This is a genomic window from Paraburkholderia sp. PGU19 (assembly GCF_013426915.1).
In the GTDB taxonomy this organism is placed as follows: domain Bacteria; phylum Pseudomonadota; class Gammaproteobacteria; order Burkholderiales; family Burkholderiaceae; genus Paraburkholderia.
Genome location: NZ_AP023179.1, coordinates 2,938,870 through 2,958,747, shown reverse-complemented (window position 1 = coordinate 2,958,747; position 19,878 = coordinate 2,938,870). Strand labels below are relative to the sequence as shown.

Here is a 19,878-nt window from a genome sequence, read left to right as displayed (position 1 = left end):
AGATGCCTGCGGTGCCATCTCCGATCGCTTTGTGAACGTGAGCAACGCCCTGACGCGCGCGGCGCAGGGGCTCAAACTAATCGAGAAGCGCCTGATCTCGTCGGCGATCGCACAGAGCGATTCTGTGGGGCTGCGCAAGCTCGCCGCAGCCATTGGGCCGAACCAGGGATGGATGGTGAAGCTGTTCGCGCAGGACTATGCCGACACGTTCGGGATTGACCGGCCGACCGCCTATGTCCAACTTCAGAGGCGGCCGAGTCCATTTTCAACAAGTACATCCGGACGGTGGAACAGACGCGGCGCGGCGAGAAGGAGCGCAAGTACAGATGGATCTCCGGCAACACGTACCAGCATGGTGAGGGATGGGGCGAGATCAACTTTGCGCCGGAAGTCGCGCCCTTCTTGCTGGGCTTGCGCAAGGAGTTCACCCCGTACAAGCTCAAGCACACGGTGGCCCTGCGATCGGTGTACTCCTGGCGACTGATGGATGAAGATGTTCGCGCAGTACCGGGACACCGGTCTGGTGCGGATCAGGTTCGACGAATTTTGTCACGCGATGGAGGCACCGCCGAGCTGCCTGAAGGATTTCGGCCAGCTAAGGCGCCGGGTGATCGATCCGGCCGTTGCCGAGCTCACTGGCAAGGACGGCTTGCTGATCGAGTGGAAACCGACGAAGAGCGGTGGACGCAAGGTGACCGGGCTCGAATTCACGTTCCAGCCGAACCCCAATTGTTTCTACTCTGACGGCATCGGTTCATGCATGACTAAGTGGGTAAATGTCAGAATAGGCAACGGTCACTATTCATCTATGCGTTCGGTAGGACACGTGTCATGATTCCTCTCTTGCCATCACTGCAGCGGGACTGCGCCACGTGCCTGGCCAGACAGCGTCGGCAGCAGCACGCGAGGGATCTGAATAAAGGCCCGACCTAGCAATACCAGCATCAACGTCGGAAATATGCAGAATATCAGCGGTCAATTTGACCGCGATCCCAGCCGCCTCTTCCAGCGGCCGCCTTGCAGATGGCCACTGGCAGCGCGCAGGTCGTCTGCGACTGCGTGGTCGACGCCACGGCGGTCGCGGCAACGGCCGACGTGCCGAGCGTGGCGCCCGCATTGGGCCCCAGCTAAAGTCAGAGAAGAATGTGCCGATAGGAAGGCTAAGAAAGTTGCCGATATGGCCAGGCAGCTAGCTCAGTATGCAACAGGCTTATCTGAAGGTTGGCAGGTGTTAGCTGGCATCGATATATTATGTAGTACACGTGAACTAAATAATTCTTATCGACTATATTGCATGATCACGTGATGCTCTGCGGCAAATATGCGATCTCGGAAACGTGACAATGAGTACGTCGGCACAGCGTGGGGTTCTTGAGATCCGGAGGGAGAGATGGAAGACAGATGGGCCGATTACCTCACCTATGAAGCGCGTTTTGATGCGACGCAAACGCGTATCATTCGTCTCAGACTCGCGATAGACAACGGAATCGCGGTTGACGAAAGTGGTGAATACCTCCGTCAGGACGTGGTGTCGGCTATCAAGGGCGATTCAACGTTCGCGACAGTTTTTCAGGGTCCGGGAACCGGTGACGGGACATTCGGACATCAAGTTTTTCTTGCTGCGGTGAATGGTGTCGAATACGTCGAAATCGGGGAGAGCGCGAGTGAAAAGGACGACCTTGGCGACACGCCTAGCTTCTAAGTTCAGCAAGGGCTCAGTGTATGAATTTGCGTCGATTGATATACCTCTCAGCGAAACCTAGCACCGAGATCCGCCAATACTTCGAGGAACGCGACTGGGATGTGAAAGTAGTCAGATCATCGAAGGATGCAAAGAAGGCCGCCGATGACGCCGAGGCCGCTGGTGGACTACTCGACCTTGCAGCGGGGTTGCCGTCCCACGAGATCGAGGCGCTCGAGACAGGCCTTTCAATGCCCAATGTCGGTTGGGTTGCGATTGTCTCGCCGGGACAACTCGGCGATGCGACACTGCGACACCTCGTGCGCGACTACTGTTCAGACTACGTGACAGTACCGTTCATCCCGAAAGGGTGGGCAGAGCTGTTGGACATGCACACGGAATGGTTGAGTTATCTGGACCGCCACGGGAAGATTTCATACATTCGGTTGCCGAAGGCGAGATGATCGGGGCATGCGAACCGATGCTGGCAATGTTTCGATCGATAAAGAAGATAGCGTCAACGGATGCACCCGTTTTCATCGCAGGGGAGTCTGGGACGGGGAAAGAACTGACAGCTGCTGCTATTCATCGCCGGTCTTCTCGTCGTAATTTTCCGTTTATCGCAATTAACTGCGGCGCTATATCCCGCGATCTTGTTCAGTCTGAGCTTTTTGGCTACGAACGCGGCGCCTTTACCGGTGCGACGCAACGCAGGATAGGGCGTGTCGAAGCGGCTAGCGGAGGCACGTTGTTTCTGGACGAGATTGGTGACCTGCCGATCGACAGCCAGGCTAGCCTCCTGCGGTTTTTGCAGGAGCGCAAGATTGAACGCCTGGGCGGGCTGGAATCCATTGATGTCGACGTCCGCCTCATTTCCGCGACGCACGTCGACCTGGAATCGGCGATAGCTGAAGGGCGCTTCCGACAGGATCTTTATCACCGGCTTTGCGTGTTGCGTATCGTCGAGCCACCGCTGCGCGAGCGAGGCACCGATATCGAACTGCTTGCCTTTCATTTGCTCAGCCATTTCCGGAGGGAGGCGGGTCGGCGGCTGCAGGGCTTCTCGCCCGATGCCATAGATGCGATGCTTCGATACACTTGGCCCGGCAATGTGCGCGAACTGGGAAATCGGGTGCGGCGGGCGGTTGTGATGACCGACGGACGACTGATTACAGCGAAGGATCTCGAACTGGATCACGTCGCGGGTCAAGTGCCAGTATTGCTGAACTCGGCGAGAGAGACAGCCGAGCGAGCGGCAATCGAACGGGCGCTGCTACGGCATCGCGGACGATACGGGGAGGCCGCACGCGATTTGGGCATATCGCGAGTTACGCTGTACCGTCTCTTGGATGCTTACCGGATGCACGAGCCGGACACTGTAGGCTCCAAACCTCGCAAGCGCCGTCATCCGCCGGGCTGATGGGATTTCGCACTCCCACAGCAAACACAGGTGAAGCTCAAACCCGGGCATGAGGCGCATGCTGCCCTGACCATACGTGTGCGTTGCGAATCCGCTGCGTAAAGTTTAACGAGCGCCCAAACTGTCAAGTCCCGTAAATGGAAACAGTCCAGCCTACACACGGATTCGCTCGACCTCATCGAGAGTGATGTCATCGCGGCGCCGGTCATAGAACTGAGTGGTGCGGGTGCGCGTTGACGCGTGGTTCGCCATCGCCGCCGCATCTTCGAGCGTGCCGCCGCTCTTCAGGTTGGCGGTGATGCCAGTCGCGCACGTGTGCGGCGCCGCGCACTCGTGGCCGGGATCGGCACGGCGACCGGCAATACCATCGCATGGGCGTTCGCCTGTGGCAGCGGCCTATCACTTAGCTGCCCGGTGCCATGCCGGACCCTACGGAACAGTGGCCAGGTGTGCCGTTTCGTAGCGCATTGCAGCAAACTCGCATGCAATCAAACGCTTACAGCGGTTGCCCTATAAGTTGTCCACAGGTTCATCCACCTTTTCGGTGCACAACTTTCACAGAAGCGTCACGTGATCCAAGAAAAGGACAATAGAAACAGTTGCCAAGCCGTCAATGCGCATAAGGGGTTAACTTCCGGTCGCGGGCATGCCGCGCCCGTCCGTGCACAACTGTGCTGCCCACACTGACGTGTGGACGGCCCCGGCTCTCTGGCCGTGACTCCGCAGTTGCACACACCGGCTTCGCGACGCTTTGCCTACGGCCTGACGCGCCCTAGCGAGCTTGCCTGCACCAAACCTTTTGCATGCTGTAGCGAACTTTTCAGGTATGGCGAATGCTGCCCTGAATAAGCATGGTGCCGCAGCATCCGGCTACCTGTTCTCGGTTCTCAACGGCATCGGAAAGCCGCAGGCACCTGTGGCGGTTATCAATATGACGCCGAGCCCCGCTGATCTATGGAAGCACGCAGATCCGATCGGGCCTGACAACGATATGTGGCTTCGCACGGCAGCCCGCGAGCATGAAACAGTCGTCTTTGCGTGGGGCGCTAACGCGCGTCCTGACCGCGTGCGCGAGGTCTACGAGATTTTCAGGCCCGGCCGATTTCGGAAAATCCTGTGCCTCGGCACAACGAAAGACGGCTCACCGCGCCATCCGCTTTACGTGCGGCCGACCAGCCTCTTATCGAATGGGTGCCGACCGCAGCCAGCGACAGCGCTGAAAGGGGTGCGTGAAATGGCAATCAAAATAATCGGTCAAGACAGCACGCTGGCGAAGCAAGTCACTTGCCGTCACTGCGGCGCCGTCAATGAAGAGCGCGTCGCGCGAAGCACGACTTGCCTTTTCGTAATGATCTGCTACTGTATATCCGTACAGTTAAACGAGCGCGATTTGATACGTGACACGTTGCAAGGATCCTGTTCGAGTTCTGCGCCTGAGAATCAAGGACAAGCATGCTGCATCGCTTGCCGAGATGTCGCGGGCAGTGAACTTCGTCTGGAACTACTGCAATGACCTGTCGCTCCAGATCTTTCGCCGCGAGCGGCGCTTTGTTTCCGGCATCGAGATCCAGCGTTATCTGAACGGGGCGTCGAAAGAAGGCCTCGCGATCGGTTCGGCTGTGTTTCAGCAGATCGCCGAAGAGTACGCGACGCGCCGAAAACAGCACCGCAAGGTAAAGCTTCGGTGGCGTGTGTCGGGCGGCGCGCGACGGTCGCTGGGATGGATACCATTCAAAGCCCGCTCGGTCGTATGGCGCAATGGTCAGGCACACTTTCAGGGCCTGCATCTTGGCGTCTGGGACAGCTACGGCCTGGCCGCGTATGAGTTCGGCGCCGGTTGCATCTCCGAAGACAGCCGCGGTCGGTGGTACTTGAACGTGACGGTCAAGGTGAAGCCGGCTCGGCCTGGTGAAGCGAAGATGGATCTGGGAATCGACCTCGGGCTCAAGACCTTTGCCGGCTTCTCGGACGAACGTCTTCCGAACGTCGAAGCGCGGCGGTTCTACCGCGACCTCGAACCCGCTCTCGCAACCGCCCAGCGGGCACGCAAGAAGACCCGTGTAAAGGCGATCCACGCCAGGATCGCGAATCGCAGGAAGGATTTTCTGCATCAACTCAGCACGCGACTCGCTCGCGAGTACGGTGCAATCTTTGTCGGCAACGTGAATGCTTCGGCCCTCGCCAAAGGACTGCACAGCAAGTCTGTGCTCGACGCGGGCTGGTCGATGTTCCGGACCATGCTTCGGTACAAGTGCGCTGACGCAGGCGCATGGTTCGATGAGGTCGATGAGGCGCTTTCTTCCCAAACCTGCTCGTGCTGTGGTGCTCGCACGGGGCCGAAAGGTGTCGCAGGTCTTGGAATCAGAGAGTGGACGTGCAGCCATTGTGGGACGATACATGATCGTGATCGCAATGCTGCCCGGAACATTCTCGCGGTCGGACGTGACCGTCTCGCTGGAGGAATCCCCGCCCTTTCCGCGCAAGCGGCAGTCGTTCACGACTGAGGGCGGGGAGGACGTCAATGCGGCCAGTGTAATCACGAAATCATCATGAGGTCCTGGTAATGACCGACAACATCAAGAGTCTGGTGCCGGCTTAACGACCGTGACGGCTATCTCGAGGCCGCAGACGCGCCGCACACGCCATCATCAGTGCAGCTTCTCAAAGACGCTGCCGCGCGCATTGCGGAACTGGAAGCGCGTACCACTCCGCCTATTGATGGATGGAAGCTCGTTCCAGCCGAGCCGACACTCAAGATGTGCCAGGCGGCTTCGAAAATCCAGACGTACGACGCAACGTTCAACAAGCCATTCATGACGAGTGGCTCGTGTATCTACCGGCACATGCTAAACGCTGCACCCGCCGCCCCTGTCGCTGACAGCGCAGAAAAAAGCCCCGCTCCCGATGGAAGCGAGGCAGCCGCGGACATTGCGAGGGAACATCGGCTGCCCGCTCATCAAACATAGTGGAGGTCCCGAGAAACTCCAAACCGCATCCTATCGCTGCAAGCGCAGAGAAGGGAGGTCAAGCATGAGCGGGAACAGGCGCTCTCGCGAAATGATTAACGTGGCCGTCGCGGCGATGCGGCTTCTGCCGCGCTTTTCCAGTCGAGCCCAGGCACCAGTTCTTCGCGGATCGCCACGGCGGGCACGCTTGATTCGCACGCCGACCACATTCCGGCCGGCGATCCTTGGCGCGTGTTCTGATGCAGCCAAGCACCACAGGTCTTACAACGGTATTGGACTTAATGCTTTACTGGCTTTCTCGGTGTTCCGAAAATGCCAGTTCCAAGTCGCTGAAGGTTTGTGTGTGGTTGCACTGTCGAAGGCATGCCAACCAGCATCTCGCAAGCAAGGCATCGTTCCATGTTGCCCTCCGACGCAGTTGATGCGCGGCGCATTAAATCAGCATACACCATCCTTCACGGCAGGGGCATCAAATGCCTGCCGGCATCCGCAGAGAAGAGCGATGGAGCGTGGACTCGCTTTACAAGCCGATCGATTCCATGCCGATTATCACGAGGAACGGTTCGTGATTTTGCTCAGCAGGGTTGTAGCCAGCCAACTTTGTAGGAATCGCACGCTGAATACGAGGACCGATGACCTGTCCCATCTGGTCATCGCTCGCGGCAAGTATTTCGCTTTCTACGGATCGCTCAATCACGACAACGATTTCGCGCGCGAACCGATTGGGACGCTCCGGCAACGGCATGCGACGCGTCACGAGAAAGTGTCGAGGATTTCCCGGCCGCACATTGCTTTCTGCATCGAATGCGGCCTCGATAAACGGCATCACACTTTCAAGTTGCGGCATCGGCGATCTCCCTCGAATTTTGGCAAATCCTAGCATGACCGAAGCAGCACAACGAGTAATCGAAACAACTAGAAAACCTGGGGTATCACATGGCAGCGCAACTGATTCCACTGTGCGTCTGGGTAGAAACGATCTTCGGCGAGCACAAGCCGCATCGCAACACGCTGATGAACTGGATCCGCAACGGTCACATCCGGCCGGTGTCACGCAAGGTCGGTCGCGAGTACTTCTGCAAGCCGAACGCCGAGTACGTCGACCCGGTCACCGGGCGCATCGAAAGAATGGCAAATTGCCGCTAGGCGTCGTCAAGCTGCCCGGCGCAACTGGCCGGACAACCTCTACAAGAACGGGAACGACTATTACTGATTTTCTCGACACTTCGAATTCTAGAGAGTTGTTTCTTCTTTGACACTCGCGGTGAGAATCGACCGACCAACAGACTTCGCACCGTCGGTCGTCATTCAATTCGATCTCTCCTCGCGCTCAACACAGAAGAAAAACTTCGTTACCACTTTCACGGTCTTCGGCGTGTGATCAAGGAGTGTCTGTCAGATTCGGCGCCTGAGCATGAGCTTGTCGAAGTTGTGAATGCACTATGTGACTGTAAGCGAGCTGGGCCAATCGATACCGCGCTACGCCATTCGTTTCTGATCGTGCCGTTGGAAGCATTCGCCGGCGTTGTACTGCTAAGGCTTGCCGCAACCGTTGAGTATCATTCCCATGTCGCTTTACGTGGTCCACTTTAGGAGAAGTGCGTGTTAGTTTTTCGAAGCGATTTGCTGACGCGAACGGGAGGTCCGCAAGAAGATCGTGCGGTATTGGGCGGGGCAGATTGTGGTGGCGTATGGGCAGGCCGGGCTGGGCATGCCGGTGGAGGACACAGCGGCAACGGTAAGACGAGACGCGATACGAAAGCTGTACTAAGAAATACAAAGGAGCCGTCGGCTTGATTTTGGGCGCACTATATTCGTTGACGCCGTCACTCTTTAATCAGATTGCGCATTCTTATCGAAAGCGAAATCATGCTAGCCGCGGTCGACGTCACATGGGATGCTGTACATCAAAACGAGGCACAATCAAATATGTTTGCTTTGAACGCACTGTCGTCTCGGGCTGTCCAAATTGCTGCTCGAGGTGGTTTCCCGGATGATATCGGTGTTTGGCATGTACCCCTGCGCTTCACAGGGAACTGCGCTTCCGATATGCCATTTCTCGATGCAGAGGAACGTGCAAAAGCCACACGCTTTCGCAATACGGCGGATCAGGTTCGTTTTTCCTTGACACGCTCTGTATTACGGGAGTTGCTGGGATTTTTTTTGGGAATCGATCCGGTTCAGGTGAAGATCCGTACGACCAGCCGCGGAAAGCCAGAGCTTGCGTCCTCCATACGCGGAAGACTGCTGTTCAACGTGTCTCACTCTGGAGCTCATGCTCTGATCGCGATATCGCGCAAACGTGTGGTTGGTGTTGATATTGAGCTTGTTGACAAGGCCATCGCATGGCGTGAACTGGCAACACTCGTTTGTACGCCGGGCGAGCGTAAGATGATAGAAGTCTCAATGCCGGACACGCAACATGAGGAATTTTATCGCTGCTGGACGGCCAAAGAGGCTTTGCTGAAGGCGCTGGGTCTGGGAATCACTGAAAATCTGCTAGCATTGACTATCGATCTGCGTGCGGTCGAGCGAACATCGCTCTCACCGCAAGTAGCCGCCGATGCGCATGCTCTCGATGCGCTACGGGCTATGAAGTGCTGCTGGATTCGGGATATTCCCGACTATTCTGCATGCCTCGCCTACGAGACGGACATGTGAGCATTCCACTCCAATGTCGAATCATTCCGGTGAGATTTTAATTGCGATAGTTATCAGCGCGCCTTCATTCTGGCGCGGGTGTCGCAGATGAAAAGCCATCAGATATCGATCGACTTCGGCGACGAACTTCTCGCGAAGGACTGGCTGGACGCCAGACGCGTGGCTGAAAGTGCGAGCGTTCCGCCCAGCAACAAGCCGGATCAATACGCCGAGCATTTACGCTCGATCGGAGCAATGTTAGCCGTGGGTAAGCGCCCGAGTGCGCTTACCGCTATCCAGACCTTAAGTTCAATTCTCACGGCGCGGCGCGCGCCGAAGTCCAAGATCTGTCGAAGCTGTTGCCAAGTCACGCGGAGGATCGTGGCGGGCGGCGGCGTGCATTCTGGCTCAACTCTCCACGTGCACTGCTCGACGGCTGGCATCGAGCCGGTCGGTCTTCGCGCGACGCTTGTGGCGTCGCACCGGAATGCTGGCCGGATCGACGACATAGCACTCGACGTGTTGAGCCCGCAGCGCGCGACAGATCCAGAACGCTTCCTGGCCGGCCTCGTAGGAAACGACAACGCGCACGCCGGCGGGCAGCGACTACTTCTGCCGGTGCGCCTCGATCAGGTCGAGCACGGCCTGCAGCCGCGCGGCGGCCTGGGGCTGCGCCACCGTGTGGACGGCTGGCTTCTTGCGGCGGCCGTCGTGCAGCGCGACCTTCCACGTGGCTGCGGCGAGTTCCAGTGACACGGCCAGCACGAACGCTTCCGGGTGGTGCGTCGCGTATGTCTGAACTGTGCGCATGATCCTCTCTCCTTTCAGTAAGGCTCAACAGGTTGATTTTAAGGATTGGCCTTTGTGCCCCCTGCATAGGATCTGCTATGACCACGACGCTGGCTGGCGGTGGATAACCTGCACGGATTCAGATGTTTTGGAATCCTCCATATCAAGCGAGCGTTTCACCGCAGCTAGGCCGGGGGTGTCTGAAGTCCGGACAGCTGACCGGATCAACTTCTATCCGTGCTGGCACCGGGCCAGGCACCACATACCGCATGCGCAAGGCTGCGCTGGAGCTACCCCATTACCGACGCGCCCCATCTAGAACTACCGTTATTCGATGGGTAACCCGCTTACTGTCCGGGCGCGCCCAACCTTCAGACACTGTTGCCGCTCGACGTTGGCTGCTCAGGTCGCCAGCGCCCTGCGGGGACGTGACTTGAGGGTTGCCCCGAGGGGAATCTCGCCAAACTCCAGATAGCGCCATAGCGCGACCGACAGACGTCTCGCAAGCGCTGCAATGCCGATGCGTCGCACGCGCTTGCCGCCGCCTGCGAAGCGCGTGTTGAACCAGCGGCTTAGCTGGCTGGGGGGCTGGAAGCGTAACCAGCTCCAGGCCAGTTCGACCATCAGCCATCGGGCTCGCCTGTTGCCAATCTTGCTGATGCCCTGCTCGACTTCACTGGTACCGCTGGCATAGGGTGTCGGTGCTAGGCCCAGGCAGCTGGCCAGTTCGCGGCGGTTGTGACAATGCCGCCAGCCGAACAGTTCCCTGACAAGGGACCAGGCGCTGCCGGTGCCGATACCCGTGAGCCGCGCGATCATGGGTTGCGCGCCGCTGCGAACCTCACGCTGCTGCTGCGCCTCAATCGTCCTGATCTGCCTGGCAGCGAGCGAGAGCCGCTCGAACTCGCGCTCGATCTCGGCGCGCAGCGCCGGCAACAGGCGGGCAGCGTTCTGCGCCCACCAGTGTGACCATGCGCGCCCACCTATGCGCTCGACACGCAGATTGTGGAGTACGAGCAGCGAGCGGATCCGGTTGCTGTGGGCGGTGCGCTCCTGCCGCAGGCGATCGAGTTCGCGGTGTACTCGCCGGCCATCTTCCTGTTCGGGAGTAGGGATGCGCGCTACGGCCCACACCCGGCGTTCACCAGCGTAGTAACGCATCAGCATCGACAGCAGCTTGTCGCTGTCGAGACGGTCGGTCTTGGCGCCACGTCTGCGCCGGTTCACTTCGATACTGGCCGAATCCACCACCAGGTTTGTGATCTGATGTTCCTCCAGGCGACGGTGCAGCCAGAAGCCGTCACGCCCGGCTTCATAACAGCTGCGCACCGGAGCATCCGCAGCCAGATGACAGCGCACCTTGGCCTTCGCAATCGTCGTGAAGACTGCGGCCGTATCGCCGGTGGCCACTGTGCAGCGGCTCGGTGCGCGCACTCCATCGCCTAGCGAAAGCTTCCAGCTCTTGTCACCCAGTTCGAAGGCGACATACAGCGATCGGGTGATGGTTGTATCTGCCCGTGAAGGGCTGTGCGAGGCGCATTCATTTGCGCGCTCCTCTCGGAAAACGGGTGTTGGAATCCTCGTTTTACTCCAGGAGGCTTACTTCCGCGGCCCTTCCATAGTGTCTAGCGGATCACAACTAGCGGATCGCAGCTCGAAATGGCCCCGACTATCGGTGTGGCGTCGCCCCTCGCGCTGCACAAATCGGGGTAGCCGAACGCGAAGGACTGACTAGAATGTCTGGGTGGCAAGCAAAGCCGCAAAGCCGATTTCTTCAGAAGTAACGGTCAGTGTTGGGACGTTTCAATTCCTTCATCGGAGGAATACCATGACGTGCCTGAACGAAAGGATTGCCGGCATAGTATTTTTTGTACTGAGCGGATATGCGTTCGCAGATGGCCTAATCATCAATTCGCCCGAAGAGATGACGGTTGCGAATCTCGAGCCTATGCCTATGGAGCTTGTTCCGCCCATTCCGGAACCATTACGCTATTTGCATCGCTATGAAATGGAATTCCAGGCAAGTCAAGGAAGGCCGTATTACGGGCAACTAGAGGGCTTCTATAGCGCACAGGTAACGCACGAGGTTCGATTCGGCACCGGGAGAGCGATACCAATGCCTGAGCCGGCAGCACAGCAGGCGTCGAATTTTTTACATCCGGGTCAGTCGACGGCGCCGCAACTCTCCATCGTCGAGTTGCCAAACCCGACTCTTACGCTCCGTGCACAACCGCAGCGGAGGCTCTCGTTGACAGTCGATGATTGGGTCTTTTCTGGCACCGCACGCGTCGCAGTTCTTGGTTCGCACAATACCGGCGCGACACTTTCTGTTCGGCACGGCTTTTAATCCGACGTCTGTGGTCAGTTCGACGTGCGCCGGAACATCCGCATTCTATGCATACAATATATCGCGCGTATTGATGGGTATCATGGCGACTCAAGGAGGCCGCCATGTGCACGTCTTACAAAGCGAACCCGAACGATGCCCGCTGGGACGTTTTCAGCGTCTTCTCGCGACCCGACTTCGGGTAGAAGCGCGAGATCTACAAGGACTATTACGCCCCGATCTTCCGACGCGGCGGCGACGCCTTCGAGACGGTCCCGGCCTCCTTCGGCATAGTGCCGCGGCGGCACATCCCGCCAAGAGCGAAGGTGTTCGACACGATGAACGCATGCTCAGAAGCGATCGACGAGAAACGGAGTTTTAACGGCGCTTGGCCGTTCCCGCTGCCGCCGCGAAAGACCAAGACCACGATCGCGTCCGAAACAAAATCACTCTTGGATCTGTGACTCCCAATTTCTCCAGTAGGTGCCACTTCAACCTCTCATGCCAGTGCGATCGTAGTTGACTTGCGTCAACTATGGGCATGCGCGAGACCGTAGGCTTATCGTTAGCGTGAGCTTACGTTGAAGGGGCAGGCGATGAATCTCAAGTGCGTCAAATATTTCGCCCTCGGCGGTGGCCGATCTTCTCGTAGGTTGCGGCGGTGGCGGCGACGATAACGGTGGGGCGGCTCCGCAGAGCGTAGCAGTCCAAGACGTCACGATGACGTTTTTCCGCTCTTTCGCCCCGGAACGTATGTCTTTCGAAGCCAATCCGAGCTGGCTAGCGCATGGGCAGCGGCCCCTTTCGAGCACTACCCGATCGGGCTCGTTACGGTAGAGCCCGCTATGCCGACATATGACTTTACGAAGTACACCGTCGTCGGCCTGTCCAACGGTATCGGCAAATGGTGTTTCGCGCCAAGGGTCACAGGCGCGACTTCAGATGGCAAGGATCTGGTGGTCCACTACTTCGTTCCAACCACCGGCACACTTGCCTGTATGTTTAACGGTCCGCTAATCGCATTTGCGTTGGTGCCGCAAGTCAAGGGGAATGTCCAGTTTGTGCAGGATCCCGCGCCGTTTTGATCTCTTGAGATCTATCGAGCCGTCTAATATGAGGGCACATAAGTCGATGTGATGCGGCTTTCCGGTGCGCAAAATATAAGCATGGCTTAGCCCGAACTGACATCGTGGGCGGCGAGGAATTTGGCTACGGCGTCCGAAGAGAGGGCGGGCGAGATACGTCGTCAGGTGAGCAGATTGCGCAACGCGTTACACACGTAGTCGACTTCGTCGCGCGACAGGCAGACGCCGCTCGGCAGATTCAGCGCGCGCTCGCCGATGCGGCGCTTGCCGTGTGGTCCAGATCGGGTATTGGCTAATCGCCGGGAAAACAGGCCGCGTGTCGATGTTCAATTCCTTGAGTTTCGCTCGCAGCGCTTCGCGTTCGATCGGCGCGCCGTCCTCGAGCACGAGACTCGACATCCAGAAGATGCTGCGCGCACCCGCCGCCTTGTGATTCAGCTACACGTTCGGAACGCCCGCGAGGCCCTCGGCGGACCAGCGCGCGATGCGCCGCTTCATCTCGATCTGCTCGCCGGCGTTCGATCTGCGCGAGCCCGAGCGCGGCCTGCACGTTCGACATTTTGAATTTGACGCCATCCTCGTCGATCCAGAATACCTTCGACGGATTGCGGCCCTGATCCCAGATCTTGTACGCGCGCTTGTAGAGTGCTTCGTCGTTGGTCACGAGCATGCCGCCTTCGCCGGTCACGAACAATTTCGCGCCCTGGAAGCTGAAGATCGCAAAATCGCCGAACGATCCGCAGCGCTGGCCGTTCCACTCGGCGCCGATCGCGAGCGCCGCGTCTTCGACGACTTTGAGGCCGTGCTTGCGCGCGGCTTCCATGATGGCGGTCATCCGCGCCGGGTGTCCGTAGAGGTGGACGGGAATGACCGCCTTGGTGCGCGGCGTGATGAGCGATTCGAACGAGGCCGCGTCGAGGCATGTCGGCTTCGATATCGGCGAAAACCGGCGTCGCGCCGACGTACTTCACCGCGTTCGCCGTTGCCACCCACGTCATGTCCGGCACGATCACCTCGTCGCTCGGGCCGATGCTGAGCGCCATCAGCGCAATCTGCAGCGCGCCCCTGCTTGCGGCGATTTCGCTGTGCGACTTCCTGTTTGCAGCGTGGATGCCGCCGGTGTCGGTTGGTATTGCGTTGTTGATTGCGATGTATGTGTGCTTTGGTCTGGGCAACGGCGCGACCTTCCAACTGGTGCCGCAGCGCTGGAAGGGCAAGACCGGGCTGATGTCGGGGATCGTCGGGGCGGCGGGGGGTATCGGCGGGTTTTATCTGCCTGTGATCATGGGCATCGCGAAGGAAGGCACGGGCAGCTATCAGATGGGCTTTGCGACGTTCGGCGTGCTGGCGGCGCTTGCGTTCGGGCTCGTGGTGCTGCATCGCGCACGGTGGCTCGAGTGGGCGCTGCCGAAGGAGAGCCATGTGGTTGTCGAGCCGATTCGTGCGGGCGTTCGGGTGGATAGTGGGGTTTCATGCGTTGGCATAGTTTCTGTTCTTACACGGGGACGCGGGCACGGATGCATCGTTCCGTTGTCGACTGATCGATGTCTTCGCAGCATGGCGACCTTCTGTGACCGGAAGGTCGCCATGTTTTTTTCCTCGACGATTTTTCATTTGCCCTACGTCGCTGTTTCATCTGCAAAGAGCCGTACGCCTCATACGTTCATGAAAAGTCGGAGGAGAGAATCGTTCTCTTCTATAAGTTCGTAACGTATGTGCGATAGCTAACACCGTCGCTTGATGCGACATGCGATAAAGCACTCTGTTGCGCAGTTACCGGCCCTGCGGCCGGGTTGTCCGCTTCTCCGCGAAGGTGGATAGCGAGTTCCGCTGACTCTGTTGTCGATCGTCAGATTGACGGTGAGTCTGCCGAAATGGCATCGCGCACAATTGGTTGGGGTTCAAGCATGTCTGCCGAAACGACCACGCCCGCCTTGAGGTTTCCGACGCCCTGTACCACTTGTGGCGGCGTGCTGTATCAGTATGTCAATTTCTGCCCCTACTGCGGCGTCAGCCGCCCCTTGAGGCCGATCGGCCAAAGCGGGCTCAAGCGCAGTTGAGAGCTGTCCAGACCGAAACCCGATACCCAGCCCAGGTCGTCGACGAGCCGACCGAATGTGCTGCGCCGAACGTTGTCTGGCAAGGAGCAGGAGATCCGGAATTTTCGCCGGACATCGTGCCGCCGTCTCTGCCACAAGCAATCCGTCGCTGGGTCGTCACGAAGGGCGCGACACCTTTGGCCGGCCTGCTTCTGCTCGGCGTGGCCGGCTATCTCTGGCTGGGTCATGGCCACACGCGCAACAGCGATGGCGATGAACTGTCGACAGCCGCGGACGCTTCGAGCCGCCCGATACCTCAGTACATGCCGTCGCCGAAGGACGATTCGTCTTCGATGGCTGCCACGGGCCAGCCCACCGTCGACAAGATCGCGCAGCCGGTTGTATCTCGCGCACCGGGCGGCGCGCAGTCGCATCGGGGGCTATCCGATGCGCTGGGCGACGCACGCGCAAGTCTCGCGCGGAACGATCTGACGCAAGCGAAAGCAGCCGTGTCGGATGCGTTGTTGCTCGCGCCCACCAACCCTGACGCATTGCGGATGCAAACCGAGGTCAAGGATCGGGAGAACCGGCGTGACGTTGCGATAGGCGTGGCGAACAGCTGTGCGAATGACAAGATATGGAGTTGTGTATTCAAGCTCTCCAACCAGGCGCTCGCGATCGATGTCGGCAGCGTAGAGGCTCAGGCTTTGCTTCAGCGGGCGATCCTTTCGACAGGATGGAAGCCGCTAGGCGAGAAGGCTGCGCCGGCACCGCGCAAACCGCCGCCCGTCGTTGCCAACAGTGCGCCGACGAGACTGCCGCCCTTGCCGCCGGGCACGCCAACGGACAGTGGCGCCCGTCCATCAGCGAACAGCGCGGCGCCTGCCACCTGGGTGGCGCCGGCTCGCGATGGCGGCGATGCGCAGACGAGCGCCATGCGCGGCTCGGACGGGGGAAGCCTTTCGCCCGTTGGGTCGCTGACCACGAAGTGAGTGTGTCGCGTGGGCGTGTAGGTGGCCTGCGTTCCACGTTCGTTCCGCTCGTCGCCGCCCGGCAATTGCGAGAGGGTCGCGGCGGATAGACGCGGCGCAGTCAAACCTATATTTCCCAATCGAACTGCTGCTCTGTCTGCTTCTCGGCCGCCAGCCTCTGCCGGCCTTCCCGCGAAATCACGACATGACTGGACGGCTCGATCGTCATCAGATCGGCTTTCTCCACATTCGGATTCGACGTACGACTTTGCTTTCCTTCCCGCAGATACTCCAGGAAGGGTTGAAACTGACGGACGGCATGGATGGCGTTGGTCATCATTCAACCTTTAATGGCTGCATCCGGTTCCATCGGGAAACGGGGTTCCGAGCCGTATCGTGACGATGTCTGACGTTCGTGTGACAGCCGAAAACGGACGCTTGCGTTCCCGCTCCGTTTATTTCGGATATCTACGATTTCGGGTCGATCTTATCGACTCCGGTCAGATGTACCTGTGCGTCATCGCACAGTATCGGGATGACGGATGCAGCGCTTTTCAGACACCGTGTTGCTGGCCGATGTGTAGGGTCTTCATGATATTAGCCTGCCGCTGATGAATTGGCTGCGTCGGCGCGGCGAGCGGATCGGCGGGTTCAGCTGCCCCGTGCGACGGAACAATCAAACTGGAAAAAATCAGGGTTTATACCTGTCGACAGCCCACTTAGTTTGCGACAGGAAGGAATCGCAGTCGCGAAAGCGCAAGCCTGCCGAATACCGATCTTGCTGCGAACAGCGACCTGCGAAAGGTGGTCGGCTGATACATAAATATGCTAGGCTTCCACAAATATCACATTCTTACTGCATCTTACTGCACGTTTTTTGCTCAGTACATGCTGTGAGAAGTGGCATGGGGCGATGGCTTTTGTAAATTTAAACAAGCATTTTTGGGCATCCTTGGGGATTGCATGTGATCGGCGGAGACGTGAGGGAAATGGTAATGCCAGAGGTAAATCAGGCGAGTCGTGTGATTGCCATTGTTCAGTCATGCTATATCCCTTGGAAAGGATTTTTCGACCTTATTGCTTCCGCCGATGAATTCATTTTATATGATGATATGCAATACACGCGCCGTGATTGGCGCAATCGAAATCTTATCAAGACGCCACAAGGACTAACTTGGCTGTCTGTGCCGGTTAAGGTCAAGGGAAAATATTTTCAATCAATTCGAGAGACCGAGATTGATGGCAGTGCTTGGCAGGAGAAGCATTGGAAGAGTATCTGCCAAAACTATCGACGCGCCCCTTATTTTGATGAATTTTCAAAAGTTTTCGAATCTCTTTATCTCGAAAAAGAGTATACGCATCTGTCGGATTTGAATCGAACATTCATCGAGAAAATATGCACGCTTCTCGATATTTCAACTGCCTTGAAGTGGTCGTGGGACTATTCCTTGGCCGATGGAAAGACAGAGCGTCTCGTAAATCTCTGCACCCAAGCTGGCGGGACGGATTATGTTTCCGGGCCAGCAGCACGAGACTATATCGACAAGAATTTATTCGATCAGGCCGGCGTGAATCTGCATTACTTCGATTACTCGAATTACCCCGAATATCCGCAGTTGTGGGGTAAGTTTGAACACGGCGTGAGCATACTTGATCTTCTGTTCAGTTGCGGACCGGGCGCAGCGGACTATATGAAGTTCCGCACCTCGCGCGGTCACGACAACGGCTAACTGGATCTTTGTCATCTATGGAGAAGTTACTCGCTCAGGTATCTAGTTATTACACGGAGAAGATCGAGCGCTTCGGTGCTCAACCGCTCGGTGTCGACTGGAACGGACTTGACGGACAGGTGCTGCGTTTCGCCCAACTCTGCAAGCTGCTCCCGCCTGAGGTCCCGTTTTCCATTGCCGATGTCGGGTGCGGCTATGGCGCGCTCCTCGAGTACTTGCTGGCTCAATACGAAGGGGTCGAATACATCGGGATCGATATTTCGGAAGCAATGGTTGAGACGGCGACCAGATTGCGCGGGCAAGATGCTCGAGCGAGATTCGTGGTCGGAACGGAGCCGCCGCACCCGACCGACTACGTTGTCGCAAGCGGTATCTTCAATGTCAGGCTTGGAACGTCGACGGACGCTTGGTGCACCTACATCGAGTCGACGCTCGAAAACATGGATCGCTTTTCCACCCGCGGGTTCGCGTTCAATTGCCTTACCAGCTACTCGGACGAACACAAGAAGCGCGCGGATCTTCACTACGCGAATCCCGGTGAACTGTTCGATCTGTGCAAACGTCGCTATTCGCGTAACGTCGCCCTGTTACACGACTACGATCTTTATGAATTCACCATTCTCGTCAGAAAATGACTATGGCACAGCAACGCAGACCGCTCGTCATATTTGGCACCGGTCAAATCGCAGAGCTCGCGTGGTTTTACTTTACCCACGACTCGGACTATCGGCCTGTCGCATTCACGGTTGATCGGGATTTCATCAACGACACCAAATTTTGTGGGCTACCCGTCGTTCCTTTCGATGAACTGCATCAACACTACAAACCCGACGAAGTCGAGCTGTTCGTAGCGCTAAGCTACGCGAAAGTCAATGCGCTGCGCACGCAGAAAGTTCAGGAAGTGCGAGCGGCTGGTTATCGAACGGCTAGCTACGTCAGCAGCCGGGCGACAGTTTTTCCTGGTTTTGCGGCGGGCGGAAACTGCTTTATCCTCGAAGACAATACGATCCAGCCGTTCGCAAAAATTGGTGACAACGTGACTCTGTGGAGCGGCAATCACATCGGTCACCACTCCACTATCGAAGACAACTGCTTTATCAGCTCTCACGTCGTCGTTTCGGGCGGTGTCAGGGTTGGTGCGGGCACGTTTATCGGTGTCAACTCGACGATTCGCGATCACGTTTCGATCGGCGAACGCTGCGTCATTGGTGCGGGCTCTTTGATTGCCGCTGACACGGAACGCGAGGGGGTCTATCACACGGCGGCCGCTGAGCGCTCGCGCGCACCCAGCTCCCGGTTGCGCAACATTTGAAGGAGTGAGCGGTGCGTTGGACTAAGCTCGGACGGATTTTCTGTGCGTCAGGCGAGTATCCCTGGATGCTGACACATGCGGCAAATCCAGTAGCAGAATGGCGGCATGGAGACGTCTTTCGCATCTACTTCAGCGCGCGCGATGCGGATCGCCGCGCACATATCGGCTACGTTGATATTGATATCTACGAGCCAAAAAAGATTCTGGCACTGTCCGGGAAACCCGTCGTGGCACCGGGCGAGACCGGCTCATTCGACGACAGCGGCACGTCGATGGGGTGCATCGTGCATCATGAAGGGCGACGTCATCTGTACTACCTCGGCTGGAACCTTGGCGTGACCGTGCCATGGCGTAACACGATCGGCCTCGCGGTAAGCGACGGACCCGATGCCCCCTTCGTCAAGGTATCCCGTGCCCCTGTAATGGACAGGCATGAGGTCGATCCTTTCACCATTTCATATCCATGCGTGATTATCGACGAAGGAAAGTGGCGCATGTGGTACGGGTCCAACCTGTCGTGGGGAACCGGCCGGCAGGAAGAAATGAATCACCTGTTCAAGTACGCCGAGTCCGACGACGGCCGAGTGTGGCGCCGTGACGGTGCGATTGCGTTGGCCTTCAAGGACGAGACGGAATACGCCATGTCGAAGCCGAGCGTGATCAAAGACGCCGACGCGTACAGGATGTGGTACTCGTATCGAGGCTCCGAATACCGGATTGGCTACGCCGAATCGCCCGATGGGGTAACTTGGGCCCGGCACGACGAACTTGCAGGCATAGGGCCGGGCGAATCGGGATGGGACGCCGACGCGGTCTGTTATCCATGCGTGTTCGACCACAAGGGGGAACGTTACATGCTCTATAACGGTGGCCGATACGGAGACTCCGGGTTCGGCCTAGCAAAACTTGAAGGCTGACG

At 58.0% G+C, this 19,878-nt stretch carries 19 protein-coding genes and 7 pseudogenes; 17 read left to right on the top strand and 9 right to left on the bottom strand.

Annotated elements, in window-relative coordinates; genetic code table 11:
- Positions 1-31 precede the first annotated feature (31 nt).
- The 3 genes and pseudogenes from H1204_RS52935 to H1204_RS52615 all read left to right on the top strand — a co-directional run.
- A pseudogene (locus H1204_RS52935) lies at positions 32-235 on the top strand (RepB family plasmid replication initiator protein); the annotation flags it as partial.
- Positions 236-285: 50 nt separating this feature from the next.
- A pseudogene (locus H1204_RS52620) lies at positions 286-423 on the top strand (replication initiation protein); the annotation flags it as partial.
- A 64-nt stretch (positions 424-487) separates the two neighbouring features.
- Positions 488-835 carry a replication initiation protein gene (locus H1204_RS52615; RefSeq protein WP_274608184.1) on the top strand — a complete coding sequence of 116 codons (348 nt, stop codon included), beginning with the start codon at positions 488-490 and terminating at the stop codon, positions 833-835.
- Between the two features lie 14 nt (positions 836-849).
- On the opposite strand, the pseudogene H1204_RS51355 reads toward H1204_RS52615, so the two are convergent.
- A pseudogene (locus H1204_RS51355) lies at positions 850-975 on the bottom strand (type II secretion system F family protein); the annotation flags it as partial.
- Between the two features lie 415 nt (positions 976-1,390).
- Between H1204_RS51355 and H1204_RS13495 the strand changes: the two are divergent.
- From H1204_RS13495 to H1204_RS13480, 4 genes and pseudogenes are all read left to right on the top strand, one after another.
- Entirely contained in the window at positions 1,391-1,702 is a 312-nt protein-coding gene (locus H1204_RS13495) for a hypothetical protein (protein ID WP_180728700.1), read from the top strand.
- Between the two features lie 20 nt (positions 1,703-1,722).
- A pseudogene (locus tag H1204_RS13490) lies at positions 1,723-3,101 on the top strand (sigma 54-interacting transcriptional regulator).
- A gap of 826 nt (positions 3,102-3,927) precedes the next feature.
- On the top strand, positions 3,928-4,614 hold the full coding sequence (locus tag H1204_RS51350) for a DUF1643 domain-containing protein (RefSeq protein WP_180728699.1): 687 nt from the start codon (positions 3,928-3,930) through the stop codon (positions 4,612-4,614).
- Positions 4,586-5,605, top strand: coding sequence for a transposase (locus H1204_RS13480; protein ID WP_243468505.1), 1,020 nt, complete (start codon positions 4,586-4,588; stop codon positions 5,603-5,605). The genes H1204_RS51350 and H1204_RS13480 overlap by 29 nt, the downstream gene beginning before the upstream one ends.
- 982 nt (positions 5,606-6,587) lie before the next feature.
- Here the strand turns inward: H1204_RS13480 and H1204_RS13475 are convergent.
- Complete coding sequence (locus tag H1204_RS13475) at positions 6,588-6,914, bottom strand: hypothetical protein (RefSeq protein WP_180728697.1); 327 nt, start codon at positions 6,912-6,914, stop codon at positions 6,588-6,590.
- 89 nt (positions 6,915-7,003) lie between these two features.
- On the opposite strand from H1204_RS13475, the gene H1204_RS13470 reads away from it, so the two are divergent.
- Both H1204_RS13470 and H1204_RS13465 read left to right on the top strand, forming a co-directional pair.
- Complete coding sequence (locus tag H1204_RS13470) at positions 7,004-7,213, top strand: excisionase (protein WP_180728696.1); 210 nt, start codon at positions 7,004-7,006, stop codon at positions 7,211-7,213.
- Between the two features lie 723 nt (positions 7,214-7,936).
- Complete coding sequence (locus H1204_RS13465; RefSeq protein WP_180728695.1) at positions 7,937-8,728, top strand: 4'-phosphopantetheinyl transferase superfamily protein; 792 nt, start codon at positions 7,937-7,939, stop codon at positions 8,726-8,728.
- Between the two features lie 21 nt (positions 8,729-8,749).
- Here H1204_RS13465 and H1204_RS13460 read toward each other — a convergent pair whose 3' ends face one another.
- The 4 genes and pseudogenes from H1204_RS13460 to H1204_RS13450 form a co-directional block, all read right to left on the bottom strand.
- Positions 8,750-8,944, bottom strand: coding sequence for a hypothetical protein (locus H1204_RS13460; RefSeq protein ID WP_180728694.1), 195 nt, complete (start codon positions 8,942-8,944; stop codon positions 8,750-8,752).
- A gap of 204 nt (positions 8,945-9,148) precedes the next feature.
- Positions 9,149-9,310 (bottom strand): annotated as a pseudogene (locus H1204_RS51345) (IS110 family transposase); the annotation flags it as partial.
- Positions 9,311-9,313: 3 nt separating this feature from the next.
- Entirely contained in the window at positions 9,314-9,517 is a 204-nt protein-coding gene (locus H1204_RS51340) for a hypothetical protein (protein WP_243468504.1), read from the bottom strand.
- A gap of 381 nt (positions 9,518-9,898) precedes the next feature.
- Positions 9,899-10,906, bottom strand: a complete 1,008-nt coding sequence (locus tag H1204_RS13450) for an IS110 family transposase (protein WP_243468503.1) — start codon at positions 10,904-10,906, stop codon at positions 9,899-9,901.
- 418 nt (positions 10,907-11,324) lie between these two features.
- Here H1204_RS13450 and H1204_RS13445 point away from each other — a divergent pair, with 418 nt between their 5' ends.
- A complete protein-coding gene (locus H1204_RS13445) occupies positions 11,325-11,843 on the top strand; it encodes a hypothetical protein (RefSeq protein WP_180728693.1) in 519 nt (172 codons plus the stop codon).
- An 824-nt stretch (positions 11,844-12,667) separates the two neighbouring features.
- Positions 12,668-12,907, top strand: coding sequence for a hypothetical protein (locus tag H1204_RS13440; RefSeq protein WP_180728692.1), 240 nt, complete (start codon positions 12,668-12,670; stop codon positions 12,905-12,907).
- Positions 12,908-13,068: 161 nt separating this feature from the next.
- On the opposite strand, the pseudogene H1204_RS13435 reads toward H1204_RS13440, so the two are convergent.
- Positions 13,069-13,983, bottom strand: a pseudogene (locus tag H1204_RS13435) (DegT/DnrJ/EryC1/StrS family aminotransferase); the annotation flags it as partial.
- Here H1204_RS13435 and H1204_RS13430 point away from each other — a divergent pair.
- Positions 13,973-14,269 (top strand): annotated as a pseudogene (locus H1204_RS13430) (MFS transporter); the annotation flags it as partial. The pseudogenes H1204_RS13435 and H1204_RS13430 overlap by 11 nt on opposite strands.
- A 637-nt stretch (positions 14,270-14,906) precedes the next feature.
- Here H1204_RS13430 and H1204_RS51335 read toward each other — a convergent pair.
- Positions 14,907-15,050, bottom strand: a complete 144-nt coding sequence (locus H1204_RS51335; protein ID WP_243468502.1) for a hypothetical protein — start codon at positions 15,048-15,050, stop codon at positions 14,907-14,909.
- 33 nt (positions 15,051-15,083) lie between these two features.
- Here H1204_RS51335 and H1204_RS13425 point away from each other — a divergent pair, with 33 nt between their 5' ends.
- Positions 15,084-15,938: a hypothetical protein gene (locus H1204_RS13425; RefSeq protein WP_243468501.1), complete on the top strand. Its 855-nt coding sequence runs from the start codon at positions 15,084-15,086 to the stop codon at positions 15,936-15,938.
- Between the two features lie 106 nt (positions 15,939-16,044).
- Here H1204_RS13425 and H1204_RS13420 read toward each other — a convergent pair whose 3' ends face one another.
- Entirely contained in the window at positions 16,045-16,257 is a 213-nt protein-coding gene (locus tag H1204_RS13420; RefSeq protein ID WP_180728691.1) for a hypothetical protein, read from the bottom strand.
- 655 nt (positions 16,258-16,912) lie between these two features.
- On the opposite strand from H1204_RS13420, the gene H1204_RS13415 reads away from it, so the two are divergent.
- From H1204_RS13415 to H1204_RS13400, 4 genes are all read left to right on the top strand, one after another.
- A complete protein-coding gene (locus H1204_RS13415) occupies positions 16,913-17,647 on the top strand; it encodes a WbqC family protein (RefSeq protein ID WP_180728690.1) in 735 nt (244 codons plus the stop codon).
- A gap of 17 nt (positions 17,648-17,664) precedes the next feature.
- Positions 17,665-18,282, top strand: coding sequence for a class I SAM-dependent methyltransferase (locus H1204_RS13410; RefSeq protein ID WP_180728689.1), 618 nt, complete (start codon positions 17,665-17,667; stop codon positions 18,280-18,282).
- Positions 18,283-18,284: 2 nt separating this feature from the next.
- On the top strand, positions 18,285-18,959 hold the full coding sequence (locus tag H1204_RS13405) for an acetyltransferase (RefSeq protein ID WP_180728688.1): 675 nt from the start codon (positions 18,285-18,287) through the stop codon (positions 18,957-18,959).
- A 65-nt stretch (positions 18,960-19,024) separates the two neighbouring features.
- On the top strand, positions 19,025-19,876 hold the full coding sequence (locus tag H1204_RS13400) for a hypothetical protein (RefSeq protein WP_243468500.1): 852 nt from the start codon (positions 19,025-19,027) through the stop codon (positions 19,874-19,876).
- The last annotated feature ends 2 nt before the right edge of the window (positions 19,877-19,878 follow it).